We start from the raw sequence: 17,022 nt of genomic DNA, 5'->3' as shown, positions 1-17,022 counted from the left end.
AAAACCCTTTAGAATTCCAGGCCGCCTTCACGAGCGGCGTCGGCCAGGGCCTTGACGCGGCCGTGGTACTTGAAACCGGCGCGATCGAAAGCCACTTGGGTGATGCCAGCCTGCTTGGCGCGCTCGGCAATCATGGCGCCGACCTTGGTGGCGGCGTCGACATTGCCGGTCGCTCCCTCGCGCAGGGTCTTGTCCAGCGTGGACGCGCTGGCCAGGACCTTGCCACCATCCGGCGAGATGATCTGCGCATAGATGTGGCGCGGGGTACGATTGACGCACAGGCGATGCACGCCCAGCTCGCGGATCTTGGCACGAGCGCGGCGGGCACGACGGAGACGAGATTCTTTCTTCGCGTTCATAACCCTGCCTTACTTCTTCTTGGCTTCTTTGCGGCGGACCTGCTCGTCGCCGTACCGGATACCCTTGCCCTTGTAGGGCTCGGGCGGACGGAAGGCGCGGATTTCCGCGGCAACCTGGCCGAGTTTCTGCTTGTCCGCGCTCTTCAGCACGATCGTGGTGTTCTTCGGCGTTTCGGCCGTGACACCCTCAGGCAGTTCATAATCGACCGGGTGTGAGAAGCCCAGTGTCAGGTTGAGCGTCTGGCCCTTAGCTTGGGCACGATAACCGACGCCGTTAATTTCGAGGGTCCGGGTAAAGCCCTCTGACACACCAGTGACCAGGTTCTGAACCAGAGCACGGGTAGTGCCGACCATCGCCCAGCTCTTGGCGGATTCGCTCGGCTGGAAAGTCAGCTGACCGTCTTCCTGGCCGATCGCCACGTCGGGATGCACGGCCATGGACAGCGAGCCCTGGCCTCCCTTGACGGACAGCTGGTCGCCATCGAGCTTGATCTCGACGCCGCTGGGCAGTTTAACCGGATATTTGGCTACGCGGGACATTCCAAACTCCTAGAATACGGTGCAGATGACTTCACCACCGACACCAGCCTGACGAGCCGCGCGGTCGGTCATCACCCCTTGAGAGGTGGTGACGATCGCGATACCCAGGCCATCGGCAACCTTGGGCAGGGAGTCCTTGCCCTTGTAGTTGCGCAGAGACGGCTTGGAGACCCGCTGCAGATGCTCGATGACCGGCTTGCCTTCGAAGTACTTGAGGGTCACGCTCAGCTCGGGCTTGACCGAGTCGCTGACGCTATAGTCAGTGACGTAACCTTCTTCCTTCAGCACGCGGGCCACCTCGACCTTGAGCTTGGAGGACGGCATGGAAACCGTCTCCTTGGTGGCCATCTGCGCATTGCGGATACGAGTGCACATATCCGCCAGAGTGTCTTGCATGCTCATTTACGTTGCGCTCCTGATGATTCTACGTGGCGTTACCAGCTGGACTTCTTGAGTCCGGGCACGTCGCCACGCATGGCGGCTTCACGCAGCTTGTTACGGCCAAGACCGAACTTGTTGTAGTAGCCGTGCGGACGACCGGTGACGCGGCAGCGATTGCGCTGGCGAACCGGGCTGGAGTCACGCGGCAGCTGCTGCAACTTGAGCTGTGCGTCGAAGCGCTCTTCGTCGGAAGCGTTCACGTCCTGGATAATCGCCTTGAGCTCAGCGCGCTTGGCGGAGAACTTCTCCACCAGCTTTGCGCGCTTCGCTTCACGCTCTACCATGCTTTTCTTTGCCATGATCCCACCCTTATTTCTTGAACGGGAAGTTCAGCGCGCCAAGCAGCGCACGACCTTCTTCATCGGTGTTGGCAGTGGTGGTGATGGTGACATCCAGACCACGGATCCGATCGATCTTATCATATTCGATCTCCGGGAAGATGATCTGCTCACGCACCCCCATGGAGTAATTGCCACGACCGTCGAAGGACTTCGGGTTGAGACCACGGAAGTCACGAACGCGGGGGATCGCGATATTCACCAGGCGATCGAGAAAGTCCCACATGCGCTCACGGCGCAGGGTCACCTTGATCCCGATCGGCCAGCCTTCACGCACCTTGAAGCCCGCGATGGACTTGCGTGCCTTGGTTACCAGCGGCTTCTGACCGGACAGCTTCTCCAGGTCGCCGATGGCGTTGTCGATCAGCTTTTTGTCGCTGATCGCGTCGCCGATGCCCATGTTCAGAGTCACCTTGGTGATCCGGGGCACCTGCATCACGTTGGCGTAGCTGAACTGCTCTTGCAGCTGAGCCGCCACCTCGTTTTGATAACGTTCTTTCAAGTTCGCCATTTTGCTACCCGACTCGCGTTAAGCGTCGATCTGCGCTTGCGTCGACTTGTAGATACGTACCTTGGTACCGTCTTCCTGAACCTGGAAGCCGACGCGATCCGCTTTACCGGTCTCCTGGTTGAAGATGGCCACGTTGGACGCGTGAATCGGAGCCTCGCGCTCGACGATACCGCCCTGATTTCCCGCCATGGGATTGGGCTTGGTGTGACGCTTGATCATGTTCACACCGGACACGACATAGCGGTCGTCCTTGAGGACGCGCTTGACCGTGCCACGCTTGCCCTTGTCCTTGCCGGCGATGACGATCACTTGGTCGTCACGTTTGATCTTTTGCATATCCGCCTCGCTCCTTACAGCACTTCAGGCGCCAAGGAAATGATCTTCATGAACTTCTCGGTACGAAGTTCACGGGTCACCGGCCCAAAGATCCGGGTACCAACCGGCTGTTCGTTGATGTTGTTCAACAAAACCGCCGCATTTCCATCGAAGCGAATCAGCGAACCGTCGTTACGACGGACGCCACTACGGGTGCGAACCACCACCGCCTTGAGGACCTGGCCTTTCTTGACCCTGCCACGCGGGATAGCTTCTTTCACCGTGACCTTGATGATATCGCCGACACGGGCGTAACGGCGGTGTGAACCACCGAGCACCTTGATGCACTGCACCCGGCGCGCCCCGCTGTTGTCGGCGACATCCAGCATTGTCTGAGTCTGAATCATCGGTTTTCTCCAAACCTAATCTGACTGCGCAGGCTTGACTGGCGTTAGCCGATCAACCCTTGGCCTGTTCGACGACTTCGACCAGCGTCCAAGACTTGTTCTTGGACAGCGGACGGCACTCCTCGATGGACACCGTGTCACCGGCCTTGGCCTGGTTGGTCGCGTCGTGGGCGTGCAGCTTGGTGGAGCGCTTGACATACTTGCCATAGATCGGGTGGCGCTCACGACGCTCGATCATGACGACGATGGACTTGTCCATCTTGTCGCTCACCACCTTACCGGTGAGCGTACGGGCTTTCTTTGCTTCGGCCATCTCAGACACCTGCCTTCTCGTTGAGCACAGTCTTCACACGGGCAATATCCCGACGAACCTGCTTGAGCAGATGAGTCTGGCTCAGCTGGCCGGTGGCCTTCTGCATGCGCAGGTTGAACTGCTCACGGAGGAGTTCGAAGAGCTGCTCCTGGAGCTGTTCTGCTGACTTCTCGCGAATTTCCTGGGCTTTCATCACATCACCGTCCGTTTCACAAAGGTGGTGGAGACCGGGAACTTCTGTGCGGCCAGGCTGAATGCCTCGCGAGCCAGCTCCTCGGATACGCCTTCGATCTCGTACAGGACACGGCCGGGCTGGATCTGTGCGACCCAGTACTCGACGGAGCCCTTACCCTTACCCATGCGGACTTCCAACGGCTTCTTGGAAATCGGCTTGTCGGGGAAGACCCGGATCCAGATCTTGCCGCCACGCTTGACGTGACGCGTGATGGCACGACGACCGGCCTCGATCTGACGGGCGGTGACGCGGCCACGACCAGTGGCCTTGAGGCCATACTCGCCGAAGCTTACCTTGTTACCGCGATGCGCGAGGCCGCGGTTACGGCCCTTCTGCACCTTGCGGAACTTGAGACGCTTGGGTTGTAACATCGGTTCGCTCTCCCCTTACTTGGAACCTTTCTTCTTAGAGGGCGCGCCTTGCGACTGCTTGGCCTTGGCGCGGACCTCCTCGATGCCCCCGAGGATTTCACCTTTGAAGATCCAGACCTTGACACCGATGATGCCGTAGGTGGTCTTGGCTTCGTAGGTGGCGAAGTCGATGTCCGCACGCAGGGTATGCAGCGGCACACGACCCTCGCGGTACCACTCGGTACGGGCGATTTCCGCACCGCCGAGACGGCCGGAGAGCTGCACCTTGATACCGCCGGCGCCCAGGCGCATGGCGTTCTGGACGGAGCGCTTCATGGCACGACGGAACATCACGCGACGCTCGAGCTGGCCGGCAATGTTCTGCGCGACGAGCTTGGCATCGAGTTCCGGCTTGCGGACTTCCTCGATGTTGACGTGCACCGGCACGCCCATCATCTGGGAAAGGTCACGACGAAGCTTGTCGACGTCCTCGCCCTTCTTGCCGATCACAATCCCCGGACGTGCGGTATGGATGGTGATACGGGCGTTGTTGGCCGGACGCTCGATGATGATGTTGCTCACCGAAGCGTTCTTCAGCCGTTCCTCGAGGAAGCTACGCACTTCGAGGTCATTGTTCAGCTTGTCGGCATAGGCGCCGCGCTCGGCATACCAGACCGAGGTATGGTCCTTGACGATACCCAGGCGGATGCCTGTCGGATTGACTTTCTGACCCATCTGGTCGACTCCTACTTCTCGGCTACCTTGACGGTGATGTGGCAGGTGCGCTTCAGGATACGGTCCGCACGGCCCTTGGCCCGCGGCCGGATGCGCTTGAGCGTCATGCCCTCATCGACGCAGATGGTCGAGACACGCAGCTCGTCGATATCCATGCCGTTGTTTTCTTCCGCATTCGCGATGGCGGACTGCAGCACTTTCTTGACCAGCTTGGAGGCCTTCTTCGGGGAGAAGGTCAGCAGGTCGAGTGCCTCGGCGACCGGTTTACCGCGCACCTGGTCAGCCACCAAACGGGCCTTCTGGGCGGATAAACGAGCGCCACGCAGCTTTGCTGTGACTTCCATCTCTAATCCTCTCTCGGCTTACCGTTTGGCTTTCTTGTCCGCCGCATGACCGCGATAGGTGCGGGTGGCAGCGAATTCGCCCAGCTTGTGGCCAACCATTTCCTCGGAGACGTGCACCGGGACGTGTTGGCGACCGTTATGGACTGCAATGGTGAGCCCGACCATGTTGGGCAGGATCATCGAACGACGCGACCAGGTCTTGATCGGTTTGCGGTCGTTCTTTTCCACTGCAACCTCAACCTTCTTCAACAGGTGAAGGTCAATAAAGGGACCTTTCTTCAGTGAACGTGGCACAGCCGTTACCTCTTGATGTCTTGGCGTTGGATCTTACTTCCGGGCCTTGCGGCGACGGACGATCAGCTTATCGGTGCGCTTGTTCTTGCGGGTCTTGTGGCCCTTGGTGGGAATACCCCACGGAGACACCGGATGACGACCACCGCTGGTGCGGCCTTCACCACCACCATGCGGGTGATCCACCGGGTTCATGGCCACGCCGCGAACCGTCGGGCGCACACCTCTCCAGCGCTTCGCACCGGCTTTGCCAAGCTGACGCAGGCTGTGCTCGGTGTTACTGACTTCACCCAGGGTCGCACGGCATTCGGCCAGCACCTTGCGCATCTCGCCGGAGCGCAGACGCAGGGTGGCGTAATTGCCTTCGCGAGCGACCAGCTGCGCGCTGGTACCGGCGCTGCGAGCGAGCTGAGCACCCTTGCCGGGCTTGAGCTCGATGCAATGCACGGTGGAACCCAGCGGGATGTTGCGCAGCGGCAGGGTGTTGCCCTTCTTGATCGGCGCATTCACGCCGGACTCGAGACGATCACCAGCACTCACGCCACGCGGCGCGATGATGTAGCGACGCTCGCCGTCCAGGTACTTGAGCAGCGCGATATGGGCGCTGCGGTTCGGATCGTGTTCCAGGCGCTCGACGATGGCCGGAACGCCATCCTTGGTGCGCTTGAAATCGATGATCCGATAATGCTGACGGTGGCCACCGCCCGTGTGACGGGTGGTGATGCGACCGTTGTTGTTACGCCCACCGGACTTGGACTGCTTCTCGAGCAACGGCGCGTAGGCGCGGCCCTTGTACAGTTCCTCGCCGACGATCTTGACGACGTGGCGACGACCGGCGGATGTGGGTTTAGTCTTGACGATTGCCATGATCCGTACTCCTGCCCTTATTCGGCGCCAGAGAAGTCTTCAAGCGTTTCGCCGGCGGCCAGTGTCACGTACGCCTTGCGATAACCCTTGCGCTGACCGAGCCCGTTCGCGCTGCGCTTGGTCTTGCCCTTGATGTTCAGCACCTGAACACGGTCGACTTTCTTGCCGAACAGCTCCTGCACGGCGACCTTGATTTCGGGCTTGGTCGCGTCGTCCGCCACCTTGAACACGTACTGGTTGCGCTCGGCGGCCATGGCGGCCTTCTCGGTCACGTGCGGACCCAGCAGCACCTTGAATACACGTTCCTGGTTCATGCCAGCTTCTCCTCGAATTTGCGCAGAGCGGAGACGGTGACCAGCACCTTGTCGAAGGCAACCAGGCTCACCGGGTCGGCGGCGGCGACGTCCACGACATCCACATTGGGAATGTTGCGGGCGGCGAGGTAGAGGTTTTCGTCAACCTCTTCGGTGACGATCAGCACCTTTTCCAGACCCAGCTCGCCGAGCTTGGCAGCCAGCTGCTTGGTCTTCGGGCTCTCGACGCCGAAGGCATCGACGGCCACCAGGCGCTCCTGGCGAACCAGCTCGGACAGGATCGAACGCATGGCCGCGCGATACATCTTGCGGTTGACCTTCTGCGAGTGATCCTGCGGACGGGCCGCGAAGGTCACACCACCGGCACGCCAGATCGGCGAACGGATGGTACCGGCGCGGGCGCGACCGGTGCCCTTCTGGCGCCACGGCTTCTTGCCGCCGCCACGCACGTCGGAACGGTTCTTCTGGGCACGGGTACCCTGACGACCACCGGCCAGATAGGCGGTGACGACCTGATGCACGAGCGCTTCATTGAAGTCTTTGGCGAAGGTGGCGTCGGACACTTCGACGGTGCCGGCACCGGCGCCTGCGAGATTCAAATTCATCGGTTAACTCCCCTCAGCCTGCTTTGACGGCGCTGCGCACGATGACATCGCTGCCGGTGGCACCAGGAACGGCACCCTTGATCAGCAGCAGGTTGCGCTCGGCATCGACACGGACGACTTCCAGGGTCTGCACGGTGCAACGGGCGTTGCCCATCTGACCGGCCATCTTCTTGCCCTTGAATACGCGACCCGGGGTCTGGCACATGCCGATAGAACCCGGCGCACGGTGGGCGAGGGAGTTACCGTGGCTGTTGTCCTGGGTACGGAAATTCCAGCGCTTCACGGCGCCTTGATAACCTTTACCCTTGGAGGTACCGGTCACGTCGACACGCTGACCAGCTTCGAAGAGGGATACGGTGAGTTCGCCGCCCACTTCCGGAGCCTCGGCGCCTTCGTCCAGGCGGAACTCCATCAGCGAACGACCAGCCTCGACACCTGCCTTGGCGAATTCCCCAGCCTGGGCTTTCGACAGATGCTTGGCCTTGCGGGAGCCGGTTGTAACCTGAACCGCAGCGTAACCGTCGGACTCGACGGACTTCACGCGTGTCACGCGGTTGGGCTCAACCTCGATAACGGTCACGGGCACGGAGGCACCGTCTTCGGTAAAGACACGGGTCATCCCGGCCTTCTTACCGACCAAACCGATAGTCATGCTTAGTCTCCTTTAGTGTACGGGGCTATCACCCGCTATGGCTGCCCTTTCCAGAGCATTCCACTAGCACGTTGTATGACGCCATCCCGGCGTGGCGGCTGCTGAACCTCGGTGAATCGCGTGAGGGACGCTGGGCCGCGAGTGTCTAGTGTGGTATCAGTCGAGCTTGATCTGCACGTCCACGCCAGCGGCGAGGTCGAGCTTCATCAGAGCGTCAACGGTTTTCTCGGTCGGCTCGACGATATCGAGCACGCGCTTGTGCGTACGAATTTCGTACTGATCACGAGCATCCTTGTTCACGTGCGGAGAGATCAGCACGGTATAGCGCTCGCGATTGGTCGGCAGAGGGATCGGACCCCGGACCTGGGCGCCAGTACGCTTGGCGGTATCCACGATCTCCGCAGCGGACTGGTCGATCAGGCGATGGTCGAAAGCCTTCAACCGAATGCGAATCTTCTGGTTCTGCATTTGCCCTAAACTCCAATGGATCTTGACGGCGCGAGCCGTCAACCCACGCATTCAAAGGATGCGCATTATAGGCGCACCGATAACGAGAGTCAAACCCTCATCACGGTGCGCAGAAAGGGGGCTCCTTGCGGAGCCCCCTTCGATCGCTCGAGTCGCTGTATCGCTTACTCGACGATCTTGGCCACAACGCCGGCGCCGACGGTACGACCGCCTTCGCGAACGGCGAAGCGCAGACCTTCGTCCATGGCGACCGGGGCGATCAGGCTGACGACCATCTTGACGTTGTCGCCCGGCATGACCATCTCGACGCCTTCCGGCAGTTCACAGGTACCGGTGATGTCGGTGGTACGGAAGTAGAACTGCGGACGATAGCCCTTGAAGAACGGAGTGTGACGACCACCCTCGTCCTTGGACAGCACGTAGACCTCAGCCTCGAACTTGGTGTGCGGGGTGATGGTGCCCGGCTTGGCCAGGACCTGACCACGCTCGACGTCGTCACGCTTGGTACCACGCAGCAGGGCACCGATGTTCTCGCCGGCACGACCTTCGTCGAGCAGCTTACGGAACATCTCGACACCGGTAACGGTAGTCTTGGTGGTGTCCTTGATACCGACGATCTCGACTTCTTCGCCAGCCTTGATGATGCCGCGCTCGACGCGACCGGTCACCACGGTACCACGACCGGAGATGGAGAAGACGTCCTCGATCGGCATCAGGAACGGCTGATCGATGGCACGCTCAGGCTCCGGAATGTAGGAGTCCAGGGCCTTGATCAGGTTGGCAACGGCGGTGGTACCCATGCCGTTGTCGTCCTTGCCTTCCAGCGCCATCAGAGCGGAGCCGGTGATGATCGGGCAGTCGTCACCCGGGAAGTCGTACTCGTTGAGCAGTTCACGGACTTCCATCTCGACCAGCTCGAGCAGCTCTTCGTCGTCGACCATGTCGGCCTTGTTCAGGAACACGACGATGGTCGGCACGCCGACCTGGCGAGACAGCAGGATGTGCTCGCGAGTCTGCGGCATGGGGCCGTCGGCGGCAGAACAGACCAGGATAGCGCCGTCCATCTGGGCGGCACCGGTGATCATGTTCTTGACGTAGTCGGCGTGCCCCGGGCAGTCGACGTGAGCGTAGTGACGCTCTTCGGACTGATACTCGACGTGAGCGGTGGCGATGGTGATACCGCGCTCGCGCTCTTCCGGTGCGTTGTCGATGGAGTCGAACGCACGGGCATCACCGCCGAAGACTTCCGCGGACACACGAGTCAGGGCCGCAGTCAGCGTGGTCTTACCGTGGTCGACGTGACCGATGGTGCCGACGTTGACGTGCGTTTTGGAACGTTCGAATTTTTCCTTAGCCACTGCTATGACCTCTTTACGTTAGCTAACGGTTAACCGTTCTGATTGATGACGGCTTCAACGACGCTGGACGGCGCCTCTTCGTAATCCGCAAACTCCATGGTGTAGCTTGCGCGGCCCTGGCTTTGAGAGCGCAGATCGGTCGCGTAACCGAACATCTCAGCCAGCGGAACGGTGGCACGAATGACCTTCCCGGCGGGCGTGTCATCCATCCCCTGGACCAGGCCTCGGCGACGGTTCAGGTCGCCCATGACATCCCCCATGAACTCCTCGGGTGTCACGACTTCGACCTTCATCACCGGCTCGAGCAGCACGGCCTTGGCCTTGGGTGCGCCTTCCTTGATCGCCATGGAAGAGGCGACCTTGAACGCGGTCTCGTTCGAGTCCACGTCATGGTAGGAACCGTCGAACAGCGTAACCTTGACGTCAATCATCGGGTAGCCCGCGATGACACCGTTCTGGAGCTGCTCATAGGCCCCCTTCTCGACAGCGGGCACGTATTCCTTCGGAACCACGCCGCCGACGATTTCAGAAGCGAACTTGAAGTGCATGTCTTCGTCGTCGCCCTTGTCTTCGGCCGTCAACGGCTCGATGCGCAGGTGCACATGGCCGTACTGGCCGCGACCACCGGACTGACGGACGAACTTGCCTTCCTGCTCGACACTCTTGCGAATGGTCTCGCGGTAGGCCACCTGCGGCTTGCCGATGTTGGCATCCACCTTGAACTCGCGACGCAGGCGGTCAACGATGATGTCCAGGTGAAGCTCGCCCATCCCGGAGATGATGGTCTGTCCGGTCTCTTCGTCGGTCTTGACCTGGAAGGACGGATCTTCCTGGGCCAGCTTGCCCAGTGCAGTACCCATCTTCTCCTGGTCGGGCTTGGACTTCGGCTCGACAGCCACGGAGATCACCGGATCCGGGAACTCCATGCGCTCCAGCACGATCTTGTCGTTCAGGTCGCACAGGGTGTCACCGGTAGTGACGTCCTTGAGCCCGATGCAGGCGGCGATATCGCCGGCCAGCACTTCCTTGATCTCCTCGCGGGAGTTGGAGTGCATCTGCACGATACGGCCGACACGCTCCTTCTTCTCCTTGACGGAGTTGTAGACGCTGTCGCCCGACTTCAGCACGCCGGAGTAGACGCGGATGAAGGTCAGGGTACCGACGAAGGGGTCGGTGGCGATCTTGAAGGCCAGAGCAGCGAAGGGGGCGTTGTCGTCGGCCTCACGGGTCGCGACAGTGCCGTCCTTGTCGTCCAGCTCACCTTCGATGGCCTTGACCTCGGTCGGAGACGGCATGTACTCGATCACGCCGTCCAGAACCGCCTGCACGCCCTTGTTCTTGAACGCGGAGCCACAGGTGACCAGCACGATCTCGTTGTCGAGGGTACGACGACGCAGGCCGGCCTTGATGTCTTCCTCGGAAAGGTCGCCTTCCTCGAGGTACTTGTCCATCAACTCTTCGGACGCTTCAGCGGCAGACTCGACCATCTGCTCGCGATACTTCTGAGCGGTCTCTTCCAGGTCGGCCGGAATGTCGACCAACTCGTAGTTCATCCCGAAGTTGTCTTCATCCCACTGGATGGCCTTCATGCGGATGAGGTCGATAACGCCCTTGAAGTTGTCCTCGGCGCCCCAGTTGATCTGGATCGGCACGACATTGGCGCCCAGCTTGCTCTTGAGCTGGTCGATCACCATGAAGTAGTCGGCGCCGGCGCGGTCCATCTTGTTGACGAACACCATGCGCGGCACTTCGTACTTGTTGGCCTGGCGCCAGACAGTCTCGGTCTGAGGCTGCACGCCGGAGCTGCCGCACAGCACCACGACCGCGCCGTCGAGCACGCGCAGGGAACGTTCCACCTCGATGGTGAAGTCGACGTGTCCCGGGGTATCGATGATGTTGATGCGGTGCTCATCGAACTGCTTGTCCATGCCCTGCCAGAAGCAGGTGGTCGCCGCGGAGGTGATGGTGATACCACGCTCCTGCTCCTGCTGCATCCAGTCCATGGTAGCGGCGCCATCATGGACCTCACCAACCTTGTGAGAAAGGCCGGTGTAGAACAGGATACGCTCGGTAGTGGTCGTCTTACCGGCGTCGACGTGGGCTACGATACCGATGTTGCGGTAACGCTTGAGCGGAGTCTTGCGAGCCACGATGTAACTCCCGTTGGTTGGCGATGCGGTTTAGAAGCGCTGCACTTAGAACCGATAGTGAGAGAAGGCCTTGTTGGCCTCCGCCATGCGATGCACGTCTTCACGCTTCTTGACGGCCGAACCCTTGCCTTCCGCGGCATCCAGCATCTCGCCAGCCAGACGCTGTACCATGGTCTTCTCGCCACGACGGCGAGCGGCATCCACCATCCAGCGCATAGCCAGCGCCTGACGGCGGGACGGGCGCACTTCGACCGGCACCTGATAAGTCGCCCCGCCGACACGGCGAGACTTGACCTCGACCATGGGCTGGATGGTTTCCAGCGCCTTGTCGAAGATCTCCAGCGGCTCTTCCTTGCTACGCTCGGCAACCCTGTCCAGCGCACCATAGACGATACGCTCAGCTACGGACTTCTTGCCGCTGATCATCAGGTGGTTCATGAACTTCGCCAGGCGCTCGCTTCCGAACTTCGGATCCGGCAGGATCTCGCGCTTGGCCGCAACTCTTCTTCTAGGCATGATAAGCCCTCGTTCGAAGGGTCCTTCAGGTAAACCCGAGACTGCCCATGGCGCTCGACCTTACTCTTATCAGACCGTGACTAGTGATATTTCGGTGGCCGTAGCCGCTGCGTCGAACGCCTGGATCAGGCCTTCGGACGCTTGGTGCCGTACTTGGAACGGCCCTGCTTACGATTCTGAACGCCGGAGGTATCCAGGGCACCGCGAACGGTGTGATAACGGACACCCGGAAGGTCCTTGACCCGGCCGCCACGAATCAGGACCACGGAGTGCTCCTGGAGGTTGTGGCCTTCACCGCCGATATAGGAAGCCACTTCATAGCCATTGGTCAGGCGCACACGGCAAACCTTACGCAGGGCCGAGTTCGGCTTCTTCGGGGTGGTAGTGTAGACGCGGGTGCAGACACCACGCTTCTGCGGGCAAGCCTGCAGCGCCGGCACGTCGCTCTTGGCGGCCTGACGCTTGCGCGGCTTGCGCACGAGCTGATTGATCGTTGCCATTTATTGCTCCAAATGGGTTGCCTTGGCGGAAGCGAGTAGCCGTTCGCTTCCTGTCTTGCGCACTTTACCAATGGTGCGAGCGCACCCGCCCCACTGTTAAAGGCTGCGCATTCTAATGGCTGATGCCACTGTACGTCAAGCGTGGCGCCCGTCACACGGGCGCCACGCCGGAGGTTGCATCAGATATCGTCGTCGTCCGAGTCCAGCGCGGTAAGCTGGGCACCCAGCTCCTGCTCGACGTCCTGGGCGGATGGGTGGAGCATGCGCTCGGCATCCTCCCGCTTGCGACGACGCTCGGCGTGGTGCGTCAAGCCGGTACCGGCCGGGATCAGACGTCCCACCACCACGTTTTCCTTCAGGCCACGCAGATAATCGCGCTTGCCGGTGACCGCCGCCTCGGTCAGCACTCGCGTGGTCTCCTGGAAGGAGGCCGCGGAGATGAACGACTCGGTGGCCAGGCTGGCCTTGGTGATACCCAGCAGCAGGCGCTGGTACTTGGCCGGGAACTTGTCCTCGTTCGCCAGGCGGGCGTTCTCTTCGAGCACGCGCACCAGTTCGACCTGATCACCCGGGATGAAGTCGGAATCACCGGCGTCGGTGATTTCCACCTTGCGCAGCATCTGACGCACGATCACTTCGATGTGCTTGTCGTTGATGCCCACACCCTGCAGGCGATAGACGTCCTGCACTTCGGCGACGATGTACTTGGCCAGCTCGGCGATGCCCAGCAGGCGCAGGATATCGTGCGGGTTGCTCGGACCATCCGAGATCACCTCGCCCTTCTCGACGGTCTCGCCTTCGAAGACCGCGATCTGGCGCCATTTCGGGATCAGCATCTCGAACGGATCGCCATCCTCGGGCGTGATCGTCAAGCGACGCTTGCCCTTGGTCTCCTTGCCGAAGCTGATCACGCCGCTGACCTCGGCGAGGATTGCCGGTTCCTTGGGCTTGCGTGCCTCGAACAGGTCGGCAACACGCGGCAGACCACCCGTGATGTCCTTGTTGCCGGTCGCCTCGACCGGGATGCGGGCGACAACCTCGCCGACACCGATGCGCGAGCCGTTGTCCACGGTCACCACCGCCTTGCCGGGCAGCAGGTACTGCACCGGCGTGTCGGAACCGGTCACCGTCACCGGCTTGCCGGTCTCGTCGGCGAGCAGGATCATCGGACGCTTGTCGCGACCGGCCATCGGACGTGCCGCCGACTCGATCACCTCGATGGAGGACAGGCCGGTCATTTCGTCCACGCTGCGGTGGATGGTGACGCCCTCGTCCATGTCGGCGTACTGCACCTGACCCTCGGCCTCGGCGACGATCGGGTGGGTGTGCGGATCCCACTTGGCCACGGCCTGGCCGGCCTCGACCGCTTCGCCATCCTTGACCGACAGCTCGGCGCCATAGGGCAGCTTGTAGTACTCACGCTCGCGACCATGCTCGTCGGCAACGGCCAGGGCGCTGGAACGCGAGACCACGACCAACTTGCCATCGGCGCGCTCGACGTGCTTGATGTTGTGCAGGCGCACCTTGCCGCCATGCTTGACCTGGACGCTGTCCACGGCGGAGGCACGAGATGCCGCACCACCGATGTGGAAGGTCCGCATGGTCAGCTGGGTACCCGGCTCGCCGATGGACTGAGCGGCGATGACACCCACCGACTCACCGACATTGACCTGATGGCCCCGCGCCAGATCACGGCCATAACAGGCCGAACACACGCCATGCGGCGTCTGACAGGAGATGGCACTGCGCACCACGATCTCGTCGACACCCATGGTATCGAGCTCGGCGCACCACTTCTCGTCGAGCAGGGTGCCGCGCGGAATCAGCACTTCCTCGGTGTTCGGATCGATGACGTCCTGAGCGACCACACGGCCCAGCACACGCTGCGCCAGGGAAACGATGATATCGCCACCCTCGATGACCGGATGCAGGGTCAGGCCGTTCTCGGTCTCGCAGTCGGCCTCGGTGATGACCATGTCCTGGGCCACATCGACCAGGCGACGGGTCAGGTAACCGGAGTTGGCGGTCTTCAGTGCCGTATCCGCCAGACCCTTACGCGCCCCGTGGGTCGAGATGAAGTACTGCAGTACGTTCAGGCCTTCACGGAAGTTGGCGACGATCGGCGTCTCGATGATCGAGCCATCCGGCTTGGCCATCAGGCCACGCATGCCGGCCAGCTGGCGGATCTGCGCCGCGCTACCCCGGGCGCCGGAGTCGGCCATGATGAAGACGCTGTTGAAGGAATCCTGCTCGACCTCGTTGCCTTCGCGATCGACCACCTTTTCCTTGGAAATCCCGGCCATCATCGCCTTGGCGACCTGGTCGTTGGCGCGGGCCCAGATATCGATGACCTTGTTGTACTTCTCGCCCGCGGTCACCAGACCGGAGGAGAACTGGTCCTCGATTTCCTTCACTTCTTCCTCGGCGCCCTCGACGATTTCCGCCTTGGCATCCGGGATGACGAAGTCGTTGACGCCGATCGAGGCGCCGGACCAGGTGGCCATGCGGAAGCCGGTGTACATCAACTGGTCGGCGAAGATCACCGCGGGCTTCAGGCCGGCACGACGATAGACTTCGTTGATCAGCTTCGAGATCGCCTTCTTCTTCATCGGCTGGTCGACCAGCTCGAAGGGCGCGCCCTCCGGGAGGATGCGGTACAGCAGCGCACGCCCCACGGTGGTGTCGTAGACCTTGCGGCTGTATGTCTTCTCGCCGCCCTCTTCCTCGATGATCACCTCATCGAGGCGCACCTTGACGCGGGCATGCAGGGAAACGCTCTGGGTGCCGAACGCGCGCTCGACTTCATCCAGGCCGGAGAACACCATCCCCTCGCCCTTGGCGTTGATGCGCTCGCGGGTCATGTAGTAGAGACCCAGCACCACGTCCTGAGACGGCACGATGATCGGCTCGCCGTTGGCCGGTGACAGCACGTTGTTGGTGGCCATCATCAGCGCCCGCGACTCGAGCTGGGCTTCCAGGGTCAGCGGCACGTGAACCGCCATCTGGTCGCCGTCGAAGTCGGCGTTGTAGGCGGCGCAGACCAGCGGGTGAAGCTGAATCGCCTTACCCTCGATCAGCAGCGGCTCGAAGGCCTGGATGCCGAGACGGTGCAGGGTCGGTGCGCGGTTGAGCAGCACCGGATGCTCGCGGATGACCTCGGCGAGAATGTCCCAGACCTCGGGCAGCTCGCGCTCGACCATCTTCTTGGCGGCCTTGATGGTGGACGCCTGTCCGTTGAGCTGCAGCTTGGAATAGATGAACGGCTTGAACAGCTCCAGCGCCATCTTCTTCGGCAGGCCGCACTGGTGCAGACGCAGGGTCGGGCCCACGGTGATCACCGAACGGCCGGAATAGTCGACACGCTTGCCGAGCAGGTTCTGGCGGAAACGCCCCTGCTTGCCCTTGATCATGTCGGCCAGCGACTTCAGCGGACGCTTGTTGGAACCGGTGATGGCACGACCACGGCGACCGTTGTCGAGCAGCGCATCGACCGCTTCCTGCAGCATGCGCTTCTCGTTGCGCACGATGATGTCCGGCGCATTGAGGTCGAGCAGGCGCTTGAGGCGGTTGTTGCGGTTGATCACGCGACGATAGAGATCGTTGAGATCCGAGGTCGCGAAACGACCGCCGTCCAGCGGCACCAGCGGACGCAGGTCCGGCGGCAGAACCGGCAGCACTTCCATGATCATCCAGGCCGGATCGTTGCCGGATCCCTGGAAGGCTTCCAGCAGCTTGAGGCGCTTGGAGAGCTTCTTGATCTTGGTCTCGGAATTGGTCTGCGGAATTTCCTCACGCAGACGCTCGATCTCTTCCTCGAGATCGATGTCCTTGAGCATGGCCTGCACCGCCTCGGCGCCCATGCGGGCGTCGAAGTCGTCGCCGAACTCCTCGAGGGCCTCGAAATACTGCTCGTCGTTGAGCAGCTGGCCGCGCTCGAGAGTGGTCATGCCCGGATCGACGACCATGAAGCTCTCGAAATAGAGCACGCGCTCGATGTCGCGCAGGGTCATGTCGAGGAACATGCCGATGCGTGACGGCAGTGACTTCAAGAACCAGATGTGAGCGACGGGGCTCGCCAGCTCAATGTGGCCCATCCGCTCGCGGCGCACGGCGGCCTTGGTGACCTCGACGCCGCACTTCTCGCAGATGATGCCGCGGTGCTTCATGCGCTTGTACTTGCCGCACAGGCACTCGTAATCCTTCACCGGACCGAAGATCTTGGCGCAGAACAGGCCGTCACGCTCCGGCTTGAAGGTACGATAGTTGATGGTTTCGGGTTTCTTGACCTCGCCGAAGGACCAGCTGCGGATCATGTCCGGCGACGCCAGGGTAATCTTGATCGCGTCGAACTCGTCGGACTGAGACTGCGATTTGAGGACTTTCACCAAATCTTTCATGGGTCGGCTCCGTTGC

The 17,022-nt window shown here is 61.5% G+C and carries 23 protein-coding genes; all 23 read right to left on the bottom strand.

Going from position 1 to position 17,022, the window contains the following annotated elements:
- Nucleotides 1-8: 8 nt before the first annotated feature.
- The 23 genes from rplR to rpoC all read right to left on the bottom strand — a co-directional run bounded on the left by rplR (nt 9) and on the right by rpoC (nt 17,006).
- Nucleotides 9-359, bottom strand: a complete 351-nt coding sequence (gene rplR, locus HELO_RS01325) for a 50S ribosomal protein L18 (protein ID WP_013331008.1) — start codon at nt 357-359, stop codon at nt 9-11.
- Nucleotides 360-368: 9 nt separating this feature from the next.
- A complete protein-coding gene (gene rplF, locus HELO_RS01320; RefSeq protein WP_013331007.1) occupies nt 369-899 on the bottom strand; it encodes a 50S ribosomal protein L6 in 531 nt (176 codons plus the stop codon).
- Between the two features lie 9 nt (nt 900-908).
- Complete coding sequence (gene rpsH / locus HELO_RS01315; RefSeq protein ID WP_013331006.1) at nt 909-1,301, bottom strand: 30S ribosomal protein S8; 393 nt, start codon at nt 1,299-1,301, stop codon at nt 909-911.
- A 32-nt stretch (nt 1,302-1,333) separates the two neighbouring features.
- Nucleotides 1,334-1,639: a 30S ribosomal protein S14 gene (rpsN, locus tag HELO_RS01310; RefSeq protein ID WP_013331005.1), complete on the bottom strand. Its 306-nt coding sequence runs from the start codon at nt 1,637-1,639 to the stop codon at nt 1,334-1,336.
- Nucleotides 1,640-1,649: 10 nt separating this feature from the next.
- Nucleotides 1,650-2,189: a 50S ribosomal protein L5 gene (gene rplE, locus HELO_RS01305; protein ID WP_013331004.1), complete on the bottom strand. Its 540-nt coding sequence runs from the start codon at nt 2,187-2,189 to the stop codon at nt 1,650-1,652.
- An 18-nt stretch (nt 2,190-2,207) separates the two neighbouring features.
- Complete coding sequence (gene rplX, locus HELO_RS01300; RefSeq protein WP_013331003.1) at nt 2,208-2,525, bottom strand: 50S ribosomal protein L24; 318 nt, start codon at nt 2,523-2,525, stop codon at nt 2,208-2,210.
- A gap of 14 nt (nt 2,526-2,539) precedes the next feature.
- A complete protein-coding gene (gene rplN, locus HELO_RS01295; RefSeq protein ID WP_013331002.1) occupies nt 2,540-2,911 on the bottom strand; it encodes a 50S ribosomal protein L14 in 372 nt (123 codons plus the stop codon).
- A gap of 52 nt (nt 2,912-2,963) precedes the next feature.
- On the bottom strand, nt 2,964-3,224 hold the full coding sequence (gene rpsQ, locus HELO_RS01290; protein WP_013331001.1) for a 30S ribosomal protein S17: 261 nt from the start codon (nt 3,222-3,224) through the stop codon (nt 2,964-2,966).
- A 1-nt stretch (nt 3,225) separates the two neighbouring features.
- Nucleotides 3,226-3,417 (bottom strand): 50S ribosomal protein L29, encoded by a 192-nt coding sequence (gene rpmC / locus HELO_RS01285; RefSeq protein ID WP_013331000.1) that lies wholly within the window; start codon nt 3,415-3,417, stop codon nt 3,226-3,228.
- Nucleotides 3,417-3,830 carry a 50S ribosomal protein L16 gene (gene rplP / locus HELO_RS01280; RefSeq protein WP_013330999.1) on the bottom strand — a complete coding sequence of 138 codons (414 nt, stop codon included), beginning with the start codon at nt 3,828-3,830 and terminating at the stop codon, nt 3,417-3,419. The genes rpmC and rplP overlap by 1 nt, the downstream gene beginning before the upstream one ends.
- 15 nt (nt 3,831-3,845) lie before the next feature.
- Complete coding sequence (rpsC, locus tag HELO_RS01275) at nt 3,846-4,544, bottom strand: 30S ribosomal protein S3 (RefSeq protein ID WP_013330998.1); 699 nt, start codon at nt 4,542-4,544, stop codon at nt 3,846-3,848.
- Between the two features lie 11 nt (nt 4,545-4,555).
- The gene (gene rplV, locus HELO_RS01270; protein ID WP_013330997.1) at nt 4,556-4,888 is read right to left on the bottom strand and encodes a 50S ribosomal protein L22; all 333 of its coding nucleotides are present in this window, start codon (nt 4,886-4,888) and stop codon (nt 4,556-4,558) included.
- 18 nt (nt 4,889-4,906) lie between these two features.
- Nucleotides 4,907-5,182 carry a 30S ribosomal protein S19 gene (gene rpsS, locus HELO_RS01265; protein ID WP_013330996.1) on the bottom strand — a complete coding sequence of 92 codons (276 nt, stop codon included), beginning with the start codon at nt 5,180-5,182 and terminating at the stop codon, nt 4,907-4,909.
- Between the two features lie 33 nt (nt 5,183-5,215).
- Nucleotides 5,216-6,046 carry a 50S ribosomal protein L2 gene (rplB, locus tag HELO_RS01260; RefSeq protein WP_013330995.1) on the bottom strand — a complete coding sequence of 277 codons (831 nt, stop codon included), beginning with the start codon at nt 6,044-6,046 and terminating at the stop codon, nt 5,216-5,218.
- Between the two features lie 17 nt (nt 6,047-6,063).
- Nucleotides 6,064-6,360 (bottom strand): 50S ribosomal protein L23, encoded by a 297-nt coding sequence (gene rplW, locus HELO_RS01255; protein ID WP_013330994.1) that lies wholly within the window; start codon nt 6,358-6,360, stop codon nt 6,064-6,066.
- Nucleotides 6,357-6,965 carry a 50S ribosomal protein L4 gene (rplD, locus tag HELO_RS01250; protein WP_013330993.1) on the bottom strand — a complete coding sequence of 203 codons (609 nt, stop codon included), beginning with the start codon at nt 6,963-6,965 and terminating at the stop codon, nt 6,357-6,359. The genes rplW and rplD overlap by 4 nt, the downstream gene beginning before the upstream one ends.
- 13 nt (nt 6,966-6,978) lie before the next feature.
- On the bottom strand, nt 6,979-7,617 hold the full coding sequence (gene rplC / locus HELO_RS01245; RefSeq protein ID WP_013330992.1) for a 50S ribosomal protein L3: 639 nt from the start codon (nt 7,615-7,617) through the stop codon (nt 6,979-6,981).
- Nucleotides 7,618-7,773: 156 nt separating this feature from the next.
- Complete coding sequence (rpsJ, locus tag HELO_RS01240; RefSeq protein WP_010626466.1) at nt 7,774-8,085, bottom strand: 30S ribosomal protein S10; 312 nt, start codon at nt 8,083-8,085, stop codon at nt 7,774-7,776.
- Nucleotides 8,086-8,249: 164 nt separating this feature from the next.
- Nucleotides 8,250-9,443: an elongation factor Tu gene (gene tuf / locus HELO_RS01235; protein ID WP_013330991.1), complete on the bottom strand. Its 1,194-nt coding sequence runs from the start codon at nt 9,441-9,443 to the stop codon at nt 8,250-8,252.
- Nucleotides 9,444-9,472: 29 nt separating this feature from the next.
- Nucleotides 9,473-11,593, bottom strand: coding sequence for an elongation factor G (gene fusA / locus HELO_RS01230; protein ID WP_013330990.1), 2,121 nt, complete (start codon nt 11,591-11,593; stop codon nt 9,473-9,475).
- 45 nt (nt 11,594-11,638) lie between these two features.
- On the bottom strand, nt 11,639-12,109 hold the full coding sequence (gene rpsG, locus HELO_RS01225) for a 30S ribosomal protein S7 (RefSeq protein WP_013330989.1): 471 nt from the start codon (nt 12,107-12,109) through the stop codon (nt 11,639-11,641).
- Nucleotides 12,110-12,234: 125 nt separating this feature from the next.
- The gene (gene rpsL, locus HELO_RS01220; protein ID WP_013330988.1) at nt 12,235-12,609 is read right to left on the bottom strand and encodes a 30S ribosomal protein S12; all 375 of its coding nucleotides are present in this window, start codon (nt 12,607-12,609) and stop codon (nt 12,235-12,237) included.
- A 179-nt stretch (nt 12,610-12,788) separates the two neighbouring features.
- On the bottom strand, nt 12,789-17,006 hold the full coding sequence (gene rpoC, locus HELO_RS01215; RefSeq protein WP_013330987.1) for a DNA-directed RNA polymerase subunit beta': 4,218 nt from the start codon (nt 17,004-17,006) through the stop codon (nt 12,789-12,791).
- Nucleotides 17,007-17,022: the final 16 nt, after the last annotated feature.

Origin of the sequence: Halomonas elongata DSM 2581 (assembly GCF_000196875.2) — a bacterium.
Lineage (GTDB): Bacteria > Pseudomonadota > Gammaproteobacteria > Pseudomonadales > Halomonadaceae > Halomonas > Halomonas elongata.
The sequence above is the reverse complement of the archived record's forward strand: the minus strand, read 5'-3'. Positions and strand labels throughout refer to the sequence as shown.

Excerpts from the sequence above, each read along its gene's own strand:
- rplR (WP_013331008.1), bottom strand. The coding sequence starts at position 359 with ATGAACGCGAAGAAAGAATCTCGTCTCCGTCGTGCCCGCCGCGCTCGT.
- rplF (WP_013331007.1), bottom strand. The coding sequence starts at position 899 with ATGTCCCGCGTAGCCAAATATCCGGTTAAACTGCCCAGCGGCGTCGAG.
- rpsH (WP_013331006.1), bottom strand. The coding sequence starts at position 1,301 with ATGAGCATGCAAGACACTCTGGCGGATATGTGCACTCGTATCCGCAAT.
- rpsN (WP_013331005.1), bottom strand. The coding sequence starts at position 1,639 with ATGGCAAAGAAAAGCATGGTAGAGCGTGAAGCGAAGCGCGCAAAGCTG.
- rplE (WP_013331004.1), bottom strand. The coding sequence starts at position 2,189 with ATGGCGAACTTGAAAGAACGTTATCAAAACGAGGTGGCGGCTCAGCTG.
- rplX (WP_013331003.1), bottom strand. The coding sequence starts at position 2,525 with ATGCAAAAGATCAAACGTGACGACCAAGTGATCGTCATCGCCGGCAAG.
- rplN (WP_013331002.1), bottom strand. The coding sequence starts at position 2,911 with ATGATTCAGACTCAGACAATGCTGGATGTCGCCGACAACAGCGGGGCG.
- rpsQ (WP_013331001.1), bottom strand. The coding sequence starts at position 3,224 with ATGGCCGAAGCAAAGAAAGCCCGTACGCTCACCGGTAAGGTGGTGAGC.
- rpmC (WP_013331000.1), bottom strand. The coding sequence starts at position 3,417 with ATGAAAGCCCAGGAAATTCGCGAGAAGTCAGCAGAACAGCTCCAGGAG.
- rplP (WP_013330999.1), bottom strand. The coding sequence starts at position 3,830 with ATGTTACAACCCAAGCGTCTCAAGTTCCGCAAGGTGCAGAAGGGCCGT.
- rpsC (WP_013330998.1), bottom strand. The coding sequence starts at position 4,544 with ATGGGTCAGAAAGTCAATCCGACAGGCATCCGCCTGGGTATCGTCAAG.
- rplV (WP_013330997.1), bottom strand. The coding sequence starts at position 4,888 with ATGGAAGTCACAGCAAAGCTGCGTGGCGCTCGTTTATCCGCCCAGAAG.
- rplB (WP_013330995.1), bottom strand. The coding sequence starts at position 6,046 with ATGGCAATCGTCAAGACTAAACCCACATCCGCCGGTCGTCGCCACGTC.
- rplW (WP_013330994.1), bottom strand. The coding sequence starts at position 6,360 with ATGAACCAGGAACGTGTATTCAAGGTGCTGCTGGGTCCGCACGTGACC.
- rplD (WP_013330993.1), bottom strand. The coding sequence starts at position 6,965 with ATGAATTTGAATCTCGCAGGCGCCGGTGCCGGCACCGTCGAAGTGTCC.
- rplC (WP_013330992.1), bottom strand. The coding sequence starts at position 7,617 with ATGACTATCGGTTTGGTCGGTAAGAAGGCCGGGATGACCCGTGTCTTT.
- rpsJ (WP_010626466.1), bottom strand. The coding sequence starts at position 8,085 with ATGCAGAACCAGAAGATTCGCATTCGGTTGAAGGCTTTCGACCATCGC.
- rpsG (WP_013330989.1), bottom strand. The coding sequence starts at position 12,109 with ATGCCTAGAAGAAGAGTTGCGGCCAAGCGCGAGATCCTGCCGGATCCG.
- rpsL (WP_013330988.1), bottom strand. The coding sequence starts at position 12,609 with ATGGCAACGATCAATCAGCTCGTGCGCAAGCCGCGCAAGCGTCAGGCC.
- rpoC (WP_013330987.1), bottom strand. The coding sequence starts at position 17,006 with ATGAAAGATTTGGTGAAAGTCCTCAAATCGCAGTCTCAGTCCGACGAG.